Here is an 18,895-nt window from a genome sequence, read left to right on the forward strand (position 1 = left end):
TGCTACTAATTTTTTGCTATATTTTTATTATAACCAACGATATACCGATATTGGCAATGATGAAAAGTAGTAATTACCCTCTATCTTATAAGCGATTCGAGGATGGTGAAAGCTCGAAAAGATATGGTAGTGAAGGCATTTCTGAGCTAATAAGGTTGAGCGGACTCCCGTATAGGGAGTTAAATAGGGTGGAACCGCGGGAGACCCCTCTCGTCCCTATCTTAATAGGAGGACGTAGAGGGTTTTTGTAGTTTGTTATAAATGGAGGTGTTAAAAATGAATTTTCAAGAACTTATGTTTTCGTTATTAGAGTATTGGAAAAATGAAAATTGTTTAGTATTGCAACCCTACGATATAGAAAAAGGTGCAGGAACTATGAATCCAGCTACTTTTCTAAGAACCTTAGGACCAGAACCATGGAATGTTGCTTATGTTGAACCATCAAGACGGCCAAATGATGGAAGGTATGGAGAAAATCCAAACAGATTATATCAACATCATCAGATTCAAGTGATTATGAAACCAACTCCTGATGATATCCAAAAAAGATATTTAAAAAGTCTAGAAGCTATAGGTATCGATCCAGTAGAGCATGATATACGTTTTGTTGAAGATAACTGGGAATCACCCACTTTAGGAGCCTGGGGACTTGGTTGGGAAGTATGGCTAGATGGAATGGAAATTACTCAATTTACTTACTTCCAACAAGTAGGCAGCGTAGATGTAGATAAAGTTTCATGTGAACTAACATATGGACTCGAGAGAATTGCTATGTATATACAAGGTGTAGAAAATGTATTTGATATTAAATGGAATGATGAAGTAACGTATGGTGAGTTATTCCAACAAACTGAATATGAACAGTCCGTGTTTTCCTTTGATGAATCTTCATCGAAAGAGCTTTTTAAACAATTTGAAATATATGAAAAGGAAGCAAAAAGGTTATTAGATAAACAATTAGTAATTCCAGGTTATGATTATGTACTTAAGTGTTCACATACATTTAACTTATTAGAAGCTAGAGGTGCAATTAGTGTTACAGAAAGAACTGGGTATATTGGTAGAGTAAGAGGCCTTGCTAGAAAATGCGCTAAAGCATATCTCAAACAAAGAGAGAACCTTAATTATCCTCTCCTAAAGGAGGGAAAAAATAATGGCTAAAACTTTATTATTTGAAATTGGTACTGAAGAATTACCAGCACGTTATATTCCAAAAGCTATTAACCAAATCGAAGTCAAATCTAAAAAACTGTTTGAAGAATATAAAATTGGATATTCAGATCTCAAAGTAATGGCTACTCCAAGAAGGTTAGTGCTTCAAGCTTTTGGTGTTGAAGAAACACAAAAAAGCGATACCAGTAAAAAAAGGGGTCCTTCTAAAGATATAGCTTACGATAAAGATGGAAACCCAACTAAAGCAGTAATTGGATTTGCAAAAGGTCAGGGAGTAGAAGTAGAAGAATTGCAAATAGAAAAAGAATCAGATAAAGAATATGTTTATGCTGTAAAAAATGTTAAGGGAAAAGAGACTATCCAGGTATTACCTGATTTATTTAATCAATTAATTAGATCGATTGAATTTCCTGTAAAAATGTTTTGGAGAAATAGATCTGAAAAATTTATACGTCCAGTTAGATGGATTGTGGCAATGTTAGGAACAGAAGTTGTTTCATTTAATTTTGGAAATGTGAACGCATCTAATTTAAGCAAAGGTCACAGATTTTTAGGTTCAGAAGCAATACATATTGAAAATCCTAGTAAATATGAAGAATTGTTAGAAAAATCTTATGTTATGGTCGATCATAATAAGAGGCGGAGCTCTATTAAAAATCAAGTTGAAAAATTAGCACAAGAATTAGATGCTGTAGCTGAAATGCCAGAAAATTTGCTTGAAGAAGTTAATTTTTTAGTAGAATGGCCAACTGCATTGACGGGAAGCTTTTCAAAAGAATTTTTAAATATTCCAAAAGAAGCGTTGATTACTTGTATGCAAGATCATCAAAAGTATTTTGGACTTTTAGATAAAAAACAGAACACCACTTTGTTATCGTACTTCATAACAATTAGAAATGGTGATGATACCGCAATTGAAAAAGTTAAAGCTGGTAATGAGAGAGTTTTAAGAGCACGTCTTTCTGATGCTAACTTTTTCTATCAAGAGGATCGTCGTACTACTTTAGAAACTAAATTAGAAGACTTGAAATCTATAATTTATAGAGAAGAACTTGGTAGTGTTGCAAAAAAAGTTGATCGAATGAATGAATTAGGAAGGACATTGCTTGATATACTTGAACTTTCAGAGCCTGTTCGTTCCTTATCCCTTAGGGCTATTGATCTATCTAAAGCAGATTTAACTACACAAATGGTAGGTGAATTTCCAAAGCTGCAAGGTATCATGGGTGAAAAGTATGCTAAATTAGATGGAGAAGATGAAAAAGTTGCTCGTGGGATCTCAGAGCATTACCTACCGAGATTTACAGGTGATCAAGTTCCTCAAACAATGGTTGGAACAATTACAAGTATTGTTGATAAGGTTGACAACATAGCGAGTAGCTTTGCCATAGGAGAGCGTCCTTCAGGAAACCAAGATCCGTATGCATTAAGACGGCAAGCATTAGGTGTTGTCCATATAGTATTAGAAACTGAACTTTCTTTTTCCCTTGAACAATTATTTCATCGAGCATTATCTTTAATACCAGAAGAAAGTTCTGTATCTTCTACTTCAGAAATTTTAAAGGATATACGTGAGTTCATAAAACATCGAACTAAAACAGTGTTTCTAGAACACAATTTACCTGTAGATATTATCGATGCTGTTTTAGCATCTGAAAACTCAAATATTCACAAAGCGTTTTTACGTGCTAAAAAACTAAATGAATTAAGAGATACACAAGTTTTAAAAGATGTATTAGGTGGTTTTAATAGAGTTAAAAGCTTAGCAGATAAAGCAAATCATGAGGAAGTCTATACAGAATTGTTCCAGGATGAAAATGAGAAGTATATATATCAAAAATATAAAGATATGAAAGAAAGTATCAGTGATAGTTTAGATAATGATGATATTTCTAAAGCTTTAGATGAACTAGCGTCTTTAAAGAATGATATTGATATGTTCTTTGATAATGTTATGGTAATGGTAGATGATAAACATCTTCAAAGTAATAGGTTGAACTTAATTTTTAAAATAAGGGAAATGTATTATCAGGTTTCTGATTTTTCACGACTACAAGATTAATAGAAAGTTAGGTCCTAGGACCTAACTTTTTTATATAAATTAAAACAATTACCAAGATATTTTACTGTTGAAATAGTATATACTATATGTGATAATGTTATTAAATAGTATAACATATTTATTTACAGGTGGTGGTAATAATTCAACTGTCTAAAAGGCAAGAAGATATTGTAAATATTGCAAAAGAAAATGGACCGATTACAGGTGAAGAAATTGCCTCAACTTTAAACTTAGCAAGAGCCACACTTAGACCTGATCTTAGTTTTCTTACGATGGCAGGCGTATTAGAGGCAAGACCAAAAGTAGGTTATTATTACACAGGAAAGGGAATCAGTAATGTTATTGGAGAAGTTTTAAAACAAAAAAAAGTGAATGAAATTCAAGGGTTGCCAGTTGCAGTAAACGAAGAAACCAGTGTGTATGATGCAATAGTTACATTATTTTTAGAAGATGTTGGAACACTCTTTGTGGTTGATAATCAAAACATATTAAAAGGAGTGGTTTCGAGAAAAGATTTCTTAAAAATAACTTTAGGAGATAATGATCTAAATAAATTACCTATTGGTATAATAATGACTAGAAGTCCAAATGTAATTACAGTCAAAGATAGTGACTCTGCTTTGTTAGCTGCGAAGAAAATACAAGAGTTTCAAATAGACTGTTTGCCTGTATTGGGAAAGGATAATGATAAAATAGATGATGAACTAGTAGGGAGAATTAGTAAAACACATTTAATTAAAATTATAGCTGAAATTGATATCTAAAATACTAAGTACAGAGAGGAGGTTGTCTTTTGACACCAGACCAAACACCAATTTGTTATATAGTTTCCGACTCTATAGGTGAAACTGCTGAATTAGTTGTGAAAGCTGTTTCTAGCCAATTTAATGCTCAAGATTGTGAATTTAGAAGAATTCCTTATGCAAATGATATCGAAACAATTAAAGAAGTTGTACAAGAAGCTCAACATTTTAATAGTTTAGTGGCATATACGTTAGTTGATCCAGAGCTACGTGAATATATGGAAAAGAGTACCAGGGAGTATAGGATACAATCTGTTGATATAATGGGACCTATGTTAACATCTTTTCAAAAACTTTATAAGAAGAGTCCCAAGTTAGAACCTGGGCTAGTAAGAAAATTAGATGAGTCGTACTTTAAAAGAGTTGATGCAATTGAGTTTGCTGTTAAATATGATGATGGTAAAGACCCTAGAGGTATTTTACAAGCAGATGTTACTTTGATTGGTGTATCTAGAACATCAAAGACGCCACTTAGTATGTACCTTGCAAATAAAAGGATAAAAGTGGCTAATCTACCTTTAGTTCCAGAGGTTAAACCACCTAAAGAACTATTTCAGGCCCCAAAAGAAAAAATTATAGGATTAGTGATAGATCCTTATAAGCTTAATGATATAAGAAAAGAACGCCTTAAAACATTAGGGCTAAGATCACAAGCCAATTATGCCAAAATGGATAGAATCTTGTCCGAATTAGAGTTTTGTGAGAATATCATTAAAGAAGTTGGCTGTCCTACAATTGATGTAAGTAATAGAGCTGTAGAAGAAACAGCTCAAAAAATATTGCATATGATTAGGGGGAGAGAAGAAAATGAGTAAAAACAAACTTATTTATTTATTTTCAGAAGGTAATAAAAGTATGAAAACATTGTTAGGCGGAAAAGGTGCTAACTTAGCTGAAATGATGAGTATTGGTTTACCTGTACCACCTGGGTTTACAGTTACTACAGAGGCATGTAATGAATATTATTCAAAAGGTGGAACTATTACTCAGGATCTTAAAAGTGAAATTTTTAAAGCCTTATCTAAGATCGAAGAAGATACAGATAAAAAATTTGGTGATAAATTAAACCCTCTATTAGTTTCAGTTCGCTCAGGAGCTGTTATATCTATGCCAGGTATGATGGATACAGTATTAAATTTAGGTCTAAATGATGAAACTGTCAAAGGATTATCAAAAAAGACTGATAATGAGAGGTTTGCACTAGATTCTTATAGACGTTTTATTCAAATGTTTGGAGATGTCGTTTTAAAGATCGAACATCACTTATTTGAAAAACAGTTGGATCAGATCAAAAAACGATACAATGTAACAGAGGACACGGAATTAACAATAGAAGCATTGAAAGAATTGATTGATAGCTATAAACAAATCACTAAAGCAGAAACTGGACGTGAATTCCCACAAGAACCAAAAGAACAGTTGCTGTTAGCTATTCAATCTGTCTTTGATTCATGGAACAATCAAAGAGCAAAAGTTTATCGAGATATTCATGATATAGCACATGATCTTGGTACAGCTGTAAATATTCAAGCTATGGTTTTTGGTAATATGGGCGAAGATAGTGGAACAGGTGTAGCCTTTACTAGAAACCCTTCTAATGGTGAAAAAGAAGTCTATGGGGAATTTTTACTTAATGCTCAAGGTGAAGATGTTGTTGCAGGAATACGAACTCCAAAATCTATAGATCAGTTAGAAAAAGACTTCCCTAAAGCTTACAAGCAATTTATGGAAGTGAGTGCGCTGTTAGAAAAACATTATCAAGATATGCAGGATATTGAATTCACTGTAGAAAACAAAAAGCTATATCTATTACAAACAAGAAATGGGAAGAGAACTGCTGAAGCGGCTGTTAAAATAGCAGTTGATATGTATAACGAAAAACTTATCACAAAAAAATCGGCTCTTACTCGTGTGGAACCTAATCAAATAGCACATTTATTACATCCACAAATTGATCTAGAACAAGAGCTGAAAGTATTAACAAAAGGGTTACCAGCTTCCCCAGGAGCAGCAACTGGAGAGTTAGTTTTTGACTCCAATGAAGCTGAAGAATTGTCCTCACAAGGTAAAAAAGTTATTTTAGTACGACCTGAAACAACTCCTGATGATATACATGGAATTGTAGCAGCTGAAGGAATTTTAACAACACGTGGTGGTATGACAAGTCATGCAGCGGTTGTTGCTAGGGGAATGGGAAAACCTTGTGTAACTGGTTGTGATGAGGCGAGAGTTGATCTTGACAATCAAGAACTTAAGGTTAATGATAAAATTATCCAAAAAGGTGAAATAGTCTCTATTGATGGTAGTACAGGAAATCTAATAATGGGTTCAGTAAAGCTTACTGATCCTGGTTTGAACGAAGAATGCCAGAAATTATTAAAATGGGCCGATGAAATTGAATCTGTAGGAGTTAGAGCAAATGCTGATACACCAGAAGATGCTAAAAAAGCTCGTGAATTTGGAGCAACTGGAATAGGTCTTTGTAGAACTGAACATATGTTTATGGGAACAGAGCGACTTCCTAAAATACAAGAAATGATTATATCAGATTCTGAAATAGAACGCGAAGAGGCGCTTGAAAAACTATTGCCATATCAAGAGCAAGACTTTTATGAAATTTTAAAAGCTATGGATGGCTATCCTACTACAATTAGATTACTTGACCCACCTTTACATGAATTTTTACCAAATGTCCATAGTGTAAAAAAAGACCTTGATAAGTTAATAAATCAATATGGTGAGAACAGCCATCAAGTTGAACAACAAAGACAACTACTCAATAAGGTTAGATCTCTAGAAGAATCTAATCCTATGCTAGGGTTCCGAGGATGTCGATTAGGGATATTATATCCTGAAATATATATTATGCAAGCAAAAGCGATAGCTCGCGCAGCAAAAACTTTAGTAGATGAGGGATATACTCCTAAGCCAGAAATAATGATCCCGTTAGTCGGGCATGATAAAGAGCTTGTAATTTTAAAAGAAATGATTGAAGATGTTATTGAAAAGCATACTCGCTCTGAACATGAACAGAAACTTTATCATATTGGTACAATGCTAGAACTCCCAAGAGCCTGTGTTACAGCTGATGAAATAGCAGAACATGCTGAATTCTTTTCGTTTGGTACAAATGACTTAACTCAGACTGCCTTAGGTTACAGTAGAGATGATGCTGAGGGGAAATTTTTAGCCCATTATATGCAAAATGAAATAATTCCTGAAAATCCTTTTATGACAATTGATCAAAAAGGAGTTGGAGAGTTAATTACGACAGCAGTGGATAAAGCAAGCAGAACTAAACCTGGAATTAAATTAGGTGTTTGTGGCGAACATGGAGGGGATTCTCAATCTATTGAGTTTTTTTATAAAGTTGGTCTTAACTATGTTAGCTGTTCCCCATTCAGAGTACCTGTAGCTCGACTATCAGCTGCACAAGCTGCATTAAAATTACAAGAGGAATAATAAAAGGGGCTGTCCCAAAAGTAAAAGCTTTTGGGATTAAGCCCCTTTTATATTTAAATAAATAAAAAAAGAAGCCTCTCCTTTGATAAAATGGTAAGTGACCAAACAAACCAAAAGAGAGGAGCGGCTTCTTTATGAGCAATAATAAAATTGTTTTTAAAAATTATAACATTAATCAATTACACTTACCAATGGATTTAAATGAAGAAAGTCCAAAGAATCATTTAGTAAGAGTAGTAAATGATGCGATAGACGATAATATATTTTTATAAATATTCTTAAAATACTACCATGGTGGAGGTAGAAGCAGTTATTGTCAAAAGATGATGACTAAAATTTTAGTATATACTTATACTCAAAAGATTTAAACTTCAAGACAAATAGAGGATATCTTACAAAATCGATACTACAAATGCTGCGATTGTCATGATTGTGATTTAGGAAGAAGTGTACCCGATAAAAAACTGACTGGTATGAACAGTTGAGTTAATTGGGTAATAGAAAAATATAAAAAACAAGAGCATTATTTCTTATGTTATTGGCAAATCAAACAACAATGTAATTGTATTTGAAACCTTTGATAAAGCTATTGAAAATCACCCTAATGCAAAACTTATTTTCCATAGGATCGTGGTTTTCAGTATACCAGCAAAGCATTTAGAAAGAAGCTGGATCAAGCTGGCATGGTTCAAAGCATGTCTCGTGTTGGGGCTGTATCGATAATGGTCCTATGGAAGGTTTCTGGGGGATATTGAAATCCGAAATGTATCACCTTCAAAAGTTTGAAAGTCTCAAGTGTACCATAGAAGAATATATAGATTACTACTACAATAATCGTTATAAAAAAAGATTGAAGTGCATTACACCACTAGAGTATCGTAATTATCAAGCACAAGCGGCTGTATAAATATAGCGCCAATCAATGCGATTGACGCTACACAATTTTTTGATTATTCCCACTGTCTACTTGACAGGGCAGTTCAGTGTACTAGTTGGGCTGTTTTTTTAAACTTCACAATTTAAATTTTAATTCAATCTTACAAGTAAGGGCATATTTTAAAAATTTAACTATACCTTTGGGAAAGCCCCTTTTTAATCGAATATAAATGATAGTATTGATTCTCTGATACTTTGTAAAGCATCTGTTATAATATTACTAATTCCTCTTAAAATGCGTCCAAAAAAACCTAACTCATCAACATCTTCACTAGCTATGGCGTTCACACTCCCAATTTTTTCACTATTTTCGTATATCACTAATTCTCCTAACTTATCTCCTTGTGTTACAGGAGCTGAAATTTTATCTTGTTTTAATTTTAATTCTGAGCTTAATTCATCAGGATCGTTAGTTTCTGTAATAACATCTAGGTTGTGTTCACTTACGACTGCAACTTCTCTTTCTTGACCCATTTTAATGGGTACTGAATCAATCTTCTTATTTTCTTCGATGATAGTTACTTTATCATAATTATTGTATCCATAGTCAAGAAGATCTATTGCTAAGGAATAACGATCATTTCTTTCCTCTGTTCCCAAGATGACTGATATATATCTAGTGTTATTTCTGTCAGCAGTAGCGACGAAGTTATGTCCTGCTGCAGCTGTTCGACCTGTTTTCAATCCATCAGTTCCTTCGTACGAATAGGATGTATCTCTTTCTGGTAATAGTACATTTCTATTATATTGAGATATGTCATTGAATTCAAATTCAGGGATACTTTCTAACTCTAAAATTTCTGGAGTGTTTTGTATTGCATATTGTGATAATAACCCTACATCTTTTGCACTCATATATTGATCATCAAAATCAAGCCCAATATTATCTTGAAAATTGGTGTTTTCTAATCCTATTTCATCAGCTTTTGCATTCATTTCATCTACAAACTGATCTACACTACCATACATGTGTTCAGCTAGAACAATGCAAGCATCATTTGCAGAAACTACAGCAATACCTTTTAACAACTCTTCAATACTAACTTCTTGACCAGCATTTAAAAACATCTGACTTTCTTCTTGACTTACACTTTCCCATGCGTTTGTACTTGTTACAGTAGTCTCATCTAGTTCAAGCTCACCTTCTTCTATTGCTTCTAACCCAATAACTAATGTCATTATTTTTGTCAAACTTGCTGGTGCCAATTTTTCACTTATGTTTTCTTCGTAAATAATTCTTCCTGTGTCAGCTTCCATTAATAAAGCAGCTTCAGCATCTATGTCAAACTCCTGAGCTAAACCTGTCATAGGTGAAAATATCTGTGAAACCATAAAAGATGTTGTTAAAAATTTTGTGATTAGTTTAGTGTAATACAATTTTTCGTCCTCCTTATTTTTCTAATTTTAATTTTTACCTAAAAACAAGAGAATATACCAGACTTGAACGATTATCGTAGATAGGCAGGAATATAATATGTTTTAATAGTATAAGAAAAGTGCAACATACATAATAATATTTTAGTCTTAGATAGTAGGATTGGTCAAGAACTCTTTTTAAGGAGAATCAAAAATGGATTATCGTGAAACCATAGAAGAGAATGAAAAGAAAGTATTAGCTAGTTATGCAACTTTTTCAACTAATAGTAAAGGACGATTGAGGCAAGAAGAAGAATGTTCAATTAGAACTTGTTTTCAAAAAGACAGAGATAGAATTTTACATAGTAAAGCATTCCGTAGATTAAAGCATAAAACACAGGTGTTTATTTCACCTGAAGGTGATCATTACAGGACAAGACTAACCCATACTTTAGAGGTGGCCCAATTATCTCGTACTGTAGCGAGAGCTCTTAACTTAAACGAAGATTTAACAGAAGCTATTGCCCTTGGTCATGATCTAGGACATACACCATTTGGCCATGCTGGTGAAGCAGTTCTAGACAAACTTGTTCCAGGTGGTTTTCATCATAATTTTCAAAGTTTACGTGTAGTAGATTACCTAGAACGACCAGGGGGATTAAATCTAACACAGGAAGTCAGAGATGGTATAGAAAACCATACTGGAGATAAAGCTCCTTTTACTTTAGAAGGTAGAATAGTCAAAATATGTGATCGTATAGCTTATATAAACCATGATATAGATGATGCTATAAGAGGTGAGATAATATCACAAAGTGATTTGCCTTATGACTCACTTGAGATATTAGGATTTACATCGAATTCTAGGATTAATAGTATGATTTTTGATTTAATAACTACTAGTAAAGAATCAAAAGATATTAAGATGAGTGATGGAATCAGAGAAACTGTAAATAGACTTAGGAAGTTTCTTTTTAGAAAAGTGTATATTGGGTCAGAAGCAAAAGAAGAAGAAAGTAAAGCTATGTTTGTTATCGAGTCAGTTTATGATTATTTTAGAAAAAATCATGATAAACTACCTGTTGATGTGCAAACTTTGCTTGATACTATTCCACTTGAAAGAGTAGTATGTGATTACGTGGCCGGTATGACTGATAGATATATTTTAGATCTCTATAGAGATATTTTTTTACCGAAACCGTGGAGTTTTAGAAGGGAAGAATAAAATATATTAAATCAGGAAATTATAACGGTTGTATGAAGGCGAATATATGTTTGAATAATAGAAGGAATCTCTACCTAATTCGTCGAATTATTTTTAATAGAAGATAATTAATCGATAAATTTCTGGTTTTTTCAACAATATATAATATTTTTTTATTTTTTAGCAGGAATTTATTTTTTGCTACAGAATAACTAATACTTGTTGCGAATAAATAATAAAATAACTAAAGTTATTCTTCACTTCAGTTGAATACTTTTAGGACAAGGGGTGATAAAATGACTAGTCAAATACCCCAGGAAATTATTGAACGAATTAGACAGGAATGCGACTTAGTAGATATAGTCTCTGGATATGTTAATCTTAAAAAATATGGGAAAAATTATCAAGGACTATGTCCTTTTCATAATGAAAAAACTCCTTCGTTTAACGTTTCACCCGATAAGCAATTATATTATTGTTTTGGGTGTGGTGCTGGAGGAGATGTTTTTAATTTTATAGAAGAAATTGAAAAATTAAACTTTGTTGAATCATGCGAAAAATTAGCAAATTTAATTGGCCTAAATTTTACAAGAGATCACTCAAATCAAGACATCTCTGAAGAATTAAAAGAGAAAGAAAGCATAAAAAAAATCAACAAATATGCAGCCAATTTTTTTAGATATGTTTTATTAAAGACTGAAACTGGGAAAAAGGCAAGAAGTTATCTACAGGAAAGGGGGTTAAATAAAGAAACTATAGATAACTTTTATCTCGGGTATGCACCCGATAGTTGGAGAGGGTTAAGTGATTTCTTAATGAAAAAGGGTTTTCCAGAGGAATTATTAATTAAAGCTGGACTTAGTAATCAAAACAAACAAGGAACTAATATTTATGATCGGTTTAGAGATAGAATAATTTTTCCAATAGCTAATCAAAGAGGAGAAATCCTTGGTTTTGGTGGAAGGTTATTAAAAGAAAATGATAAACAACCCAAATACCTTAATTCACCAGAAACTCCGGTTTTCAATAAAAGAAAAATTCTTTATGGTTTAAATCTAGCTTTTAAAAATATTCGGAAAGAAGAACAAGCTATAATAGTTGAAGGGTATACGGATGTGATTGCCAGTTATCAAGAAGGTGTACCTATTGCAGTTGCTTCTCTTGGAACTTCATTGACAGAAGAACAAGCTAGAATAATTAAATATAATACTAATAAAGTTCTGATTGCTTATGATGCTGACTCAGCAGGTGAATCAGCAACTTTAAGAGGGTTAGAACTTTTACAAACCATGGGGTTACATGTAATGGTTTGTGAATTGCCGAAAGAGTATGATCCAGATGATTATATTCAAAAATTTGGAGCTGAGAAATTTAAACTAGAAATAATGGATCAAGCAAAACCTCTTATTGAATATCAATTAAGACAAGCTGCTAAAAATAAAAATTTAGATTCTATAGAAGGAAAAAAAGAGTATGTACAAGAAGTAATTCCTATAATCTCAAAAATTAGGAGTGCAGTTGAAAGAGAAAGTTATTTGAGTGAGATCTCGAAATATATAGATGTTTCGTTTGAATCGTTACAGTCAGAGTTTAGGGATTATACTCGAAAACAACAGAAAAATTCTAGAAAGATGGATAAAAATGGAGCAGACAGGAACAATAAAGAGAAAACAGCAAATTCTAAAAGCATCTCTAAACGACCAAAAAAAATTAAAGCTGAAGAAGAATTACTATCTTTAATGTTACATTATCCTGAATATATTAGTAATATTAAGAAACATTTGTATGCAGAGGATTTTAATAGTGATACTTTTGTTTTTCTTACTCATAGAATGTATAAGATGGCTGATGAAAATCATGAGATCGCTATAACTAAAATCCTAGATGGTGTGAGACAATTCCCGGAAGTAGAACGGGTTGTTACAGAGCTCTCTATGAAGGAATTCCCAGAAATAGATAATGTCGATAAGTTTATTAACGACTGTGTTTATAAAATTAAAGAAACTCAGATAAAAAAACAGAAAAATGAATTACAACGTGAGTTAAGTGAAATTAACCCCGAACATGAACCAGATAAATATCGGGAGGTATTAGAAAGATTGCAAATGTATATCAAAATGGAAAAGACAAAACAGTGGACCTTGGAGGAAGGGGGGTAAAATTGTGACTGAAAAAAATCAAAAACTTGAACAAATTAAAGAAGAACTGGTGAAGGTGGGAAAGGAACGCGGTTTCCTAACTTATAAGGAAATTATGGATCAGTTAGCAGAATTTCAGTTATCTAGTGAGCAAGTAGACGAATTTTACGAAGTCTTAACTCAAGCGGGGATTGATGTCGTAGATGCAGTTGGTGAGGTTGATCCTGATGACCCGACAAAGGCTGAACTAGATCTGTCATTACCTGAAGGGGTAGAAGTTAGTGATCCTGTTCGAATGTATCTTAAAGAGATTGGGAAGATCCCCCTTCTATCACCAGATGAAGAGATCAATCTCGCTAAACAAATAGAAGAAGGAGATGAAATGGCTAAAAGAAAATTAGCTGAGGCAAATCTCCGTTTAGTGGTAAGTATTGCTAAGAAATACGTAGGAAGAGGTATGTTATTTCTAGATTTAATTCAAGAAGGAAACCTAGGGTTAATTAAAGCAGTAGAGAAATTTGATTATAGAAAAGGGTATAAATTTAGTACCTATGCAACTTGGTGGATACGACAGGCTATAACTAGAGCTATTGCAGATCAGGCTAGAACAATTAGGATTCCTGTACACATGGTTGAGACTATTAATAAATTAATTCGCGTTTCTCGTCAATTGGTACAAGATCTTGGTAGGGAACCTTTACCAGAAGAAATTGCTGAAGAAATGGATATGAGTGAAGATAAAGTTAGAGAAATAATGAAAATAGCTCAAGAACCTGTTAGTTTAGAAACACCAATTGGAGAAGAAGATGATAGTTCTTTAGGTGATTTTATAGAAGATCAAGACGCAAGACCACCTGCTGATGCAGCTGCATTTGAGCTGTTAAAGGGTCAATTAGAAGAAGTTTTAGATAGTCTTACAGAGAGAGAACAAAAAGTATTGCGCTTGAGATTTGGTCTTGATGATGGTAGAACAAGAACTCTTGAAGAAGTAGGCAAACACTTTGGAGTAACAAGAGAGAGAATACGTCAAATTGAAGCTAAAGCACTTAGAAAACTAAGACATCCAATGAGAAGTAAGAGGTTGAAAGATTATTTAGATTAACTTAAAAAAATTTTAAAAAACTGTTGACTAATCTACTGTTTTTGAGTATAATAATTAATGTCAGCGAAATGAGTTCCTCAGTAGCTCAGTGGTAGAGCGCCCGGCTGTTAACCGGTAGGTCGCAGGTTCGAATCCTGCCTGGGGAGCCACTTTGGGCCCATAGCTCAGTTGGAAGAGCAACCGGCTCATAACCGGTTGGTCCCTGGTTCGAGCCCGGGTGGGCCCACCAATTAAATATGGCCCCTTGGTCAAGTGGTTAAGACACCGGCCTTTCACGCCGGTATCAGGGGTTCGAATCCCCTAGGGGTCACCACTCTTGGGCGGATAGCTCAGTTGGGAGAGCACCTGCCTTACAAGCAGGGGGTCACAGGTTCGAGCCCTGTTCCGCCCACCATTTAAGCACCTTCATTTTGAAGGTGCTTTTTTTCTTGCAGGAATCATACATATAATATTGAAATTATGTATAGGAGAGATTTTTATGCTAAATAATCGTTTACGTGGTATTAAGAACATGATACCTCATGGAACAAAGTTTGTACTAGATGTAGGAACAGATCACAGTTATTTACCAATAACTTTAATTCAAGAAGAAATAGCTAGTTATGTAATTGCTTCTGATATATCAGTATTTCCCTTAGAGGATGCAAATGAGAATATTAGGAAGCATGGATTAGAAGAATGTATAGAAACAAGGCTTGGGGATGGTTTACAAGTCTTAAATGAAAATGAATATCCTGATTTAGTAGTGATTGCTGGGGTGAGTGGAGAAGGTATTGTAAAGATTCTTCAAGAAGGGTATAATAAGCTTGAGTTTGATCCTATTTTAGTGTTACAGGCTATGGAGGATTCATATAGTTTGCGCAAATATTTATTAGAGATTGGTTATAACTTTGATAAAGAGGTTCTAATAAGTGATAAGAAACGTTACTATCAAATAATCCGATCTATTCGTGAAAAAGGATATAAAAACTACTCTAAATTAGAACTAGAGTATGGTCCTCAAATTTTAAAAAATCCAACTAAAACCCTGAAAGAATTTTTAGAAAAAGAATTAGCTAAGATTAATAGAGTAATTAATAATGTAAATAGAAGTAGTTCAAAAGATGACGAGATAATAGATAAAAAAAATAAATTTGTAAAACGTTATCATGATTTGCAGGAGGTGTATAGGAATGCGTTTAGCCACGAAAAAAGATATCATTAATGCTATAGAATATTATGCTCCCCAAAAGTATGCTTTGTCAAAAGACAACCCAGGTACTCAGATTGGTGAACTGATTGGTAATGTTTCTAATTGTATAGTGGCTCTAGATGCAACCGAAGAAGTTGTTGATAAAGCTGTTGAAATAAATGCTGAACTAATTATTAGTCACCATCCTGTTTTTATGGAACCTTTAAAAAACTTAACTAATAAATATATTGGAAATGTTGCCAAGAAGGCTATAAAAAATGATATAACTATATATACTAGCCATACTAATTTAGATGTAGCACCACATATTGGTGTTAATCATGCTTTAATTGATACTCTCAGTTTAGATTTTAAAAAACTTTCTAATTTATTAAATACATATAAACAAGATTTTTACAAAATAGTAGTTTATGTTCCAAAAGAGTATCTTGAAAGTTTAAAAGAAATAATTTTTAGTTCTGGTGGAGGGAGAATAGGAGAGTATAGCGATTGTAGTTTTTCCACATTAGGTAATGGGACATTTAAACCTTTACCTGGAACTAACCCTTTCATAGGTGAAATAGAGAAAAGAGATAACCTTGATGAATATAGACTTGAAACAATAGTTAATAGTGAAAACTTAGATAAGGTAATAGAAAACATACTTAAAGAACATCCTTATGAAGAACCAGCTTATGATGTATATCAATTAGAACAACCTTATCATCAAGTCGGACTTGGACTAATAGGCGAATTAACTGCACCAATAAATTGTGATGAGTTGTTAGATATAGTTGAAAATAAACTTGATACAAGGATAAACTTTTCAGGTGAAAAGAAATCTTATATAAATAAAATTGCTGTATGCGGTGGAAGTGGTGGAAAACTAATCAATCAAGCTGTTGCTAGTGGAGCCGACGCATTTATAACAGGTGATATAAAATACCATGAAGCATTAGATGCTTACGGAAGAGGGCTAATTGTAATTGATGCTGGGCACAGAGAAACAGAATTACCCGTGATTAATAAATTAGTATCTTACTTAGATAACTACTACAAAAATCAAGAAACTAATTTCATAGCTTATTATAATCAAGAAAAAATTTTAACAGGTAGAGAAAGTAATATTTAATATTACTTTCTCTACCTGTTTTTTATTTTATAAATATTTGGAGGTGTTTTTATGGCTGAAAATGAAATGTTGTATAATCTGTTTTGTTATGATAGAAAAATTATGGATCTAAAAAAAGAATTAGAAAAAAGTGATGATGTAGAAAGGCTTGAGAACTTAAGGGATCAGGCTAAAACATTAGAACAAAACTTATTTGAAGCTAAAAAGCAATTGAAGAGTCTACAAAACCAAGAAAAAAAAGAAGAGTTAGAAAATGAAAAGTTAAACCAAGAAAAACAGCAATTAGAAAAAGAGATGTATTTAGGCGATAAAGGTGTAAAAGAAATATCAGATCTATATGATCGTATAAATGAATTAAAAAACAAAGAACAGAAGGTATTTGACAATTACTGTGACATTTCTGATAAAATAGAACATGAGAAGGTAACTGTTGAAAACTACGAAAGTAAATATCAAAGTTACTTAGAAGATATATTAAGTTTAAAGCAAGAAATTGAACGTCGCAAGAAATATAACAACAGTGAAATAGAAAAACTAGAACAAGAGAAAGAAAAAATAAATAATAATCTATCAAAAGATATGCTAAATAAATATAATCAATTGATGAAACGATTTCCGTATGACCCAGTGGTTAAATTTGACCAACAAAAAGAAACTTGTGCATGTGGTCTTGACTTGTCAACAGAAAGACATAATAACTTGATAATTGAAGGAATAGATTTTTGCGATAGTTGTAATCGCATTCTAGTATATTTGGATTAAAACTTGTCAATGTTCTTTGAAAATGTCACCCCCCAGGAAGGTAGACCGAGTCTTAAACTCGGTCCCTGGAATTAAGTATAGCATCTAAAAGTTCTTGGTCATCCAAGTCGAAGTTCATATCAGTTCTTTTGTTCTGTTTTTTCCAAACTGCATCCTTAATGGTCAAGTAACCATCAATTATTTGATTGATAATATTCAGTTTCTTTATTTCTTGTTGAGTCATTTGATATGTCACCTTTTTAGTCATAGTGACATTTTTACAGAACATTCTTAGGGTGACAATATCACAGAACAATTACAATATTTAGATCAAACTTTGACTTAAAGAAATATATATGTTATAATAAATTTCCGTTGAGAGAGAAAACATTATAATTTATTTGTGATGTTTCAAGTGAGTTGGGTAGTCGCGAGGGTAATAATATATTGCTTTCGAGGAAAGTCCGAGCTCCATAGGGCCAGGGTGCTGGGTAACACCCAGTGGGGGCGACCCTCAGGAAAGTGCCACAGAAATAAACCGCCAGTCTTACTGGTAAGGGTGAAAAGGTGTGGTAAGAGCGCACCAGCAGTCAGGTGACTGACTGGCTAGGTAAACCCCACTCGGAGCAAGACCAAATAGGGAAGGGATGAAGTAGCCCGCTGACCTTCCGGGTATGGTCGCTAGAGGTGTCAGGTAACTGGCATCGTAGATAGATGACTATCACTCTATAAAGAGTACAGAACTCGGCTTATAAACTTACTTGAAACATCCAAATAATAAATGTTAAGAAGAAGAGTATCTCACTTGAGATGCTCTTTTTTGTGGTTTGCTCTGCATGGGCGGTAGCTAGGTGGTGAGAGTCCGCTACAGGCTTGGTGGTAGGAACTGTTAGCAGATGGCAAGGTCGTCCACCGCGAGGTGGAGTCTGAAGGAAGACTAATGCAAACTCTCGGTCTGACTAACAGAAACCACATGTAAGGTATATGTGGGGTGGATGAGTGTGCACTACAACACAAAGTCCAATACCACCCGAACCCTACGGTGTTAATGTGGCAGATATATGAGAGGAAAGTTACCGTTCTTAACAGGGGAGGTCTTACGGGGGTCGCCGACAAGAGGGGTTAACCAACAACCCACAGCGACATACCGTGCAGTGATGCACGGTTGAATCGTAAGAAGTCTGCAGAGGTCATAGTACCGGAGACGGGAAGGATCAAACAATGGTATTCTTTTAAATCAGAGAGTGTCAAGGGAGCGCGGAGTACTAGCTCACTGGAACCTAGTGAGAAAGACGGTGCAGAAAGTTTACTTGATAAATTACTACACACAGGAAATTTAAATTCAGCTTACAAAAGAGTAAAGCAAAACAGAGGGCAGCAGGTGTTGACGGGATGACAGTCGATGAGCTAATGACATACTTAAAAGAAAATGTATTTGTCAACCGAAAATCCCCTCATATATTAATCGAAAACTCCCCCGCTTTGACATAAAAAATAATTACTGAGAATTCAGCCAATCTTTAGTTTCTTTTAACCTGTATGAATTACCATTCATATTAACGATGTAAGATTTGTGAGTTAACCTATCAATCATTGCCGCTGTCATTACTGGATC

17 protein-coding genes, 4 tRNA genes, 1 other RNA gene, 1 pseudogene and 1 other annotated feature are annotated in these 18,895 nt (G+C 33.6%); of the genes and pseudogenes, 20 read left to right on the forward strand and 3 right to left on the reverse strand.

Going from position 1 to position 18,895, the window contains the following annotated elements:
• Nucleotides 1-47 precede the first annotated feature (47 nt).
• Nucleotides 48-221 (forward strand) — a binding site (T-box leader).
• Nucleotides 222-276: 55 nt separating this feature from the next.
• From glyQ to CDO51_RS10580, 8 genes and pseudogenes are all read left to right on the forward strand, one after another.
• Entirely contained in the window at nucleotides 277-1,161 is an 885-nt protein-coding gene (glyQ, locus tag CDO51_RS10555; RefSeq protein ID WP_089024236.1) for a glycine--tRNA ligase subunit alpha, read from the forward strand.
• Nucleotides 1,154-3,235 (forward strand): glycine--tRNA ligase subunit beta, encoded by a 2,082-nt coding sequence (gene glyS, locus CDO51_RS10560; RefSeq protein WP_089024237.1) that lies wholly within the window; start codon nucleotides 1,154-1,156, stop codon nucleotides 3,233-3,235. The genes glyQ and glyS overlap by 8 nt, the downstream gene beginning before the upstream one ends.
• A gap of 131 nt (nucleotides 3,236-3,366) precedes the next feature.
• Entirely contained in the window at nucleotides 3,367-3,999 is a 633-nt protein-coding gene (gene ccpN / locus CDO51_RS10565; protein WP_158212427.1) for a transcriptional regulator CcpN, read from the forward strand.
• Between the two features lie 29 nt (nucleotides 4,000-4,028).
• Nucleotides 4,029-4,853: a pyruvate, water dikinase regulatory protein gene (locus tag CDO51_RS10570; RefSeq protein ID WP_089024238.1), complete on the forward strand. Its 825-nt coding sequence runs from the start codon at nucleotides 4,029-4,031 to the stop codon at nucleotides 4,851-4,853.
• On the forward strand, nucleotides 4,846-7,500 hold the full coding sequence (ppdK, locus tag CDO51_RS10575) for a pyruvate, phosphate dikinase (RefSeq protein ID WP_089024239.1): 2,655 nt from the start codon (nucleotides 4,846-4,848) through the stop codon (nucleotides 7,498-7,500). The genes CDO51_RS10570 and ppdK overlap by 8 nt, the downstream gene beginning before the upstream one ends.
• A gap of 134 nt (nucleotides 7,501-7,634) precedes the next feature.
• The gene (locus CDO51_RS13855) at nucleotides 7,635-7,772 is read left to right on the forward strand and encodes a hypothetical protein (RefSeq protein WP_158212425.1); all 138 of its coding nucleotides are present in this window, start codon (nucleotides 7,635-7,637) and stop codon (nucleotides 7,770-7,772) included.
• Nucleotides 7,773-8,028: 256 nt separating this feature from the next.
• Nucleotides 8,029-8,267: pseudogene (locus CDO51_RS15690) on the forward strand (transposase); the annotation flags it as partial.
• Nucleotides 8,264-8,407, forward strand: a complete 144-nt coding sequence (locus CDO51_RS10580; protein ID WP_240503553.1) for an IS3 family transposase — start codon at nucleotides 8,264-8,266, stop codon at nucleotides 8,405-8,407. The pseudogene CDO51_RS15690 and the gene CDO51_RS10580, both read left to right, overlap by 4 nt.
• Before the next feature lie 185 nt (nucleotides 8,408-8,592).
• Here the strand turns inward: CDO51_RS10580 and CDO51_RS10585 are convergent, their stop codons facing one another.
• Entirely contained in the window at nucleotides 8,593-9,813 is a 1,221-nt protein-coding gene (locus CDO51_RS10585; RefSeq protein WP_089024241.1) for a D-alanyl-D-alanine carboxypeptidase family protein, read from the reverse strand.
• A 193-nt stretch (nucleotides 9,814-10,006) separates the two neighbouring features.
• Here CDO51_RS10585 and CDO51_RS10590 point away from each other — a divergent pair, with 193 nt between their 5' ends.
• The 10 genes from CDO51_RS10590 (at nucleotide 10,007) to CDO51_RS10635 (ending at nucleotide 17,301) form a co-directional block, all read left to right on the forward strand.
• The gene (locus tag CDO51_RS10590) at nucleotides 10,007-11,017 is read left to right on the forward strand and encodes a deoxyguanosinetriphosphate triphosphohydrolase (protein ID WP_089024242.1); all 1,011 of its coding nucleotides are present in this window, start codon (nucleotides 10,007-10,009) and stop codon (nucleotides 11,015-11,017) included.
• A gap of 275 nt (nucleotides 11,018-11,292) precedes the next feature.
• Nucleotides 11,293-13,155, forward strand: coding sequence for a DNA primase (gene dnaG / locus CDO51_RS10595; protein WP_089024243.1), 1,863 nt, complete (start codon nucleotides 11,293-11,295; stop codon nucleotides 13,153-13,155).
• Nucleotides 13,156-13,159: 4 nt separating this feature from the next.
• On the forward strand, nucleotides 13,160-14,236 hold the full coding sequence (rpoD, locus tag CDO51_RS10600; protein ID WP_276207027.1) for an RNA polymerase sigma factor RpoD: 1,077 nt from the start codon (nucleotides 13,160-13,162) through the stop codon (nucleotides 14,234-14,236).
• Nucleotides 14,237-14,310: 74 nt separating this feature from the next.
• A tRNA-Asn gene (locus CDO51_RS10605) sits at nucleotides 14,311-14,385 on the forward strand.
• A gap of 4 nt (nucleotides 14,386-14,389) precedes the next feature.
• Nucleotides 14,390-14,465, forward strand: a tRNA-Ile gene (locus CDO51_RS10610).
• 9 nt (nucleotides 14,466-14,474) lie between these two features.
• Nucleotides 14,475-14,549, forward strand: a tRNA-Glu gene (locus tag CDO51_RS10615).
• A 5-nt stretch (nucleotides 14,550-14,554) separates the two neighbouring features.
• Nucleotides 14,555-14,630: transfer RNA gene (locus CDO51_RS10620), tRNA-Val, on the forward strand.
• 84 nt (nucleotides 14,631-14,714) lie between these two features.
• Complete coding sequence (locus tag CDO51_RS10625; protein WP_089024245.1) at nucleotides 14,715-15,440, forward strand: tRNA (adenine(22)-N(1))-methyltransferase; 726 nt, start codon at nucleotides 14,715-14,717, stop codon at nucleotides 15,438-15,440.
• Nucleotides 15,409-16,539: a Nif3-like dinuclear metal center hexameric protein gene (locus CDO51_RS10630; RefSeq protein ID WP_158212426.1), complete on the forward strand. Its 1,131-nt coding sequence runs from the start codon at nucleotides 15,409-15,411 to the stop codon at nucleotides 16,537-16,539. The genes CDO51_RS10625 and CDO51_RS10630 overlap by 32 nt, the downstream gene beginning before the upstream one ends.
• A gap of 51 nt (nucleotides 16,540-16,590) precedes the next feature.
• On the forward strand, nucleotides 16,591-17,301 hold the full coding sequence (locus CDO51_RS10635; RefSeq protein WP_089024247.1) for a zinc ribbon domain-containing protein: 711 nt from the start codon (nucleotides 16,591-16,593) through the stop codon (nucleotides 17,299-17,301).
• A 52-nt stretch (nucleotides 17,302-17,353) separates the two neighbouring features.
• On the opposite strand, the gene CDO51_RS13560 is transcribed toward CDO51_RS10635, so the two are convergent.
• On the reverse strand, nucleotides 17,354-17,548 hold the full coding sequence (locus tag CDO51_RS13560; RefSeq protein WP_169710443.1) for a hypothetical protein: 195 nt from the start codon (nucleotides 17,546-17,548) through the stop codon (nucleotides 17,354-17,356).
• Between the two features lie 144 nt (nucleotides 17,549-17,692).
• On the opposite strand from CDO51_RS13560, the gene rnpB reads away from it, so the two are divergent.
• Both rnpB and CDO51_RS10645 read left to right on the forward strand, forming a co-directional pair.
• Nucleotides 17,693-18,048, forward strand: an RNA gene (gene rnpB, locus CDO51_RS10640) — RNase P RNA component class A.
• A 397-nt stretch (nucleotides 18,049-18,445) separates the two neighbouring features.
• Nucleotides 18,446-18,676: a hypothetical protein gene (locus CDO51_RS10645; RefSeq protein WP_089024248.1), complete on the forward strand. Its 231-nt coding sequence runs from the start codon at nucleotides 18,446-18,448 to the stop codon at nucleotides 18,674-18,676.
• A gap of 102 nt (nucleotides 18,677-18,778) precedes the next feature.
• On the opposite strand, the gene CDO51_RS14760 is transcribed toward CDO51_RS10645, so the two are convergent.
• A partial coding sequence (locus CDO51_RS14760; protein ID WP_240503555.1) for an ATP-binding protein occupies nucleotides 18,779-18,895 on the reverse strand: 117 nt, incomplete at its 5' end.

It is taken from the genome of Natranaerobius trueperi (assembly GCF_002216005.1).
GTDB classification, from domain to species: domain Bacteria; phylum Bacillota; class Natranaerobiia; order Natranaerobiales; family Natranaerobiaceae; genus Natranaerobius_A; species Natranaerobius_A trueperi.

Bases quoted from the DNA above. Each gene is read 5' to 3' on its own strand.
- glyQ (WP_089024236.1), top strand. From the start codon at position 277: ATGAATTTTCAAGAACTTATGTTTTCGTTATTAGAGTATTGGAAAAAT.
- CDO51_RS10630 (WP_158212426.1), top strand. From the start codon at position 15,409: ATGCGTTTAGCCACGAAAAAAGATATCATTAATGCTATAGAATATTAT.
- glyS (WP_089024237.1), top strand. From the start codon at position 1,154: ATGGCTAAAACTTTATTATTTGAAATTGGTACTGAAGAATTACCAGCA.
- CDO51_RS10590 (WP_089024242.1), top strand. From the start codon at position 10,007: ATGGATTATCGTGAAACCATAGAAGAGAATGAAAAGAAAGTATTAGCT.
- CDO51_RS13855 (WP_158212425.1), top strand. From the start codon at position 7,635: ATGAGCAATAATAAAATTGTTTTTAAAAATTATAACATTAATCAATTA.
- CDO51_RS10635 (WP_089024247.1), top strand. From the start codon at position 16,591: ATGGCTGAAAATGAAATGTTGTATAATCTGTTTTGTTATGATAGAAAA.
- CDO51_RS13560 (WP_169710443.1), bottom strand. From the start codon at position 17,548: ATGACTAAAAAGGTGACATATCAAATGACTCAACAAGAAATAAAGAAA.
- dnaG (WP_089024243.1), top strand. From the start codon at position 11,293: ATGACTAGTCAAATACCCCAGGAAATTATTGAACGAATTAGACAGGAA.
- CDO51_RS10625 (WP_089024245.1), top strand. From the start codon at position 14,715: ATGCTAAATAATCGTTTACGTGGTATTAAGAACATGATACCTCATGGA.
- ppdK (WP_089024239.1), top strand. From the start codon at position 4,846: ATGAGTAAAAACAAACTTATTTATTTATTTTCAGAAGGTAATAAAAGT.
- CDO51_RS10580 (WP_240503553.1), top strand. From the start codon at position 8,264: ATGTATCACCTTCAAAAGTTTGAAAGTCTCAAGTGTACCATAGAAGAA.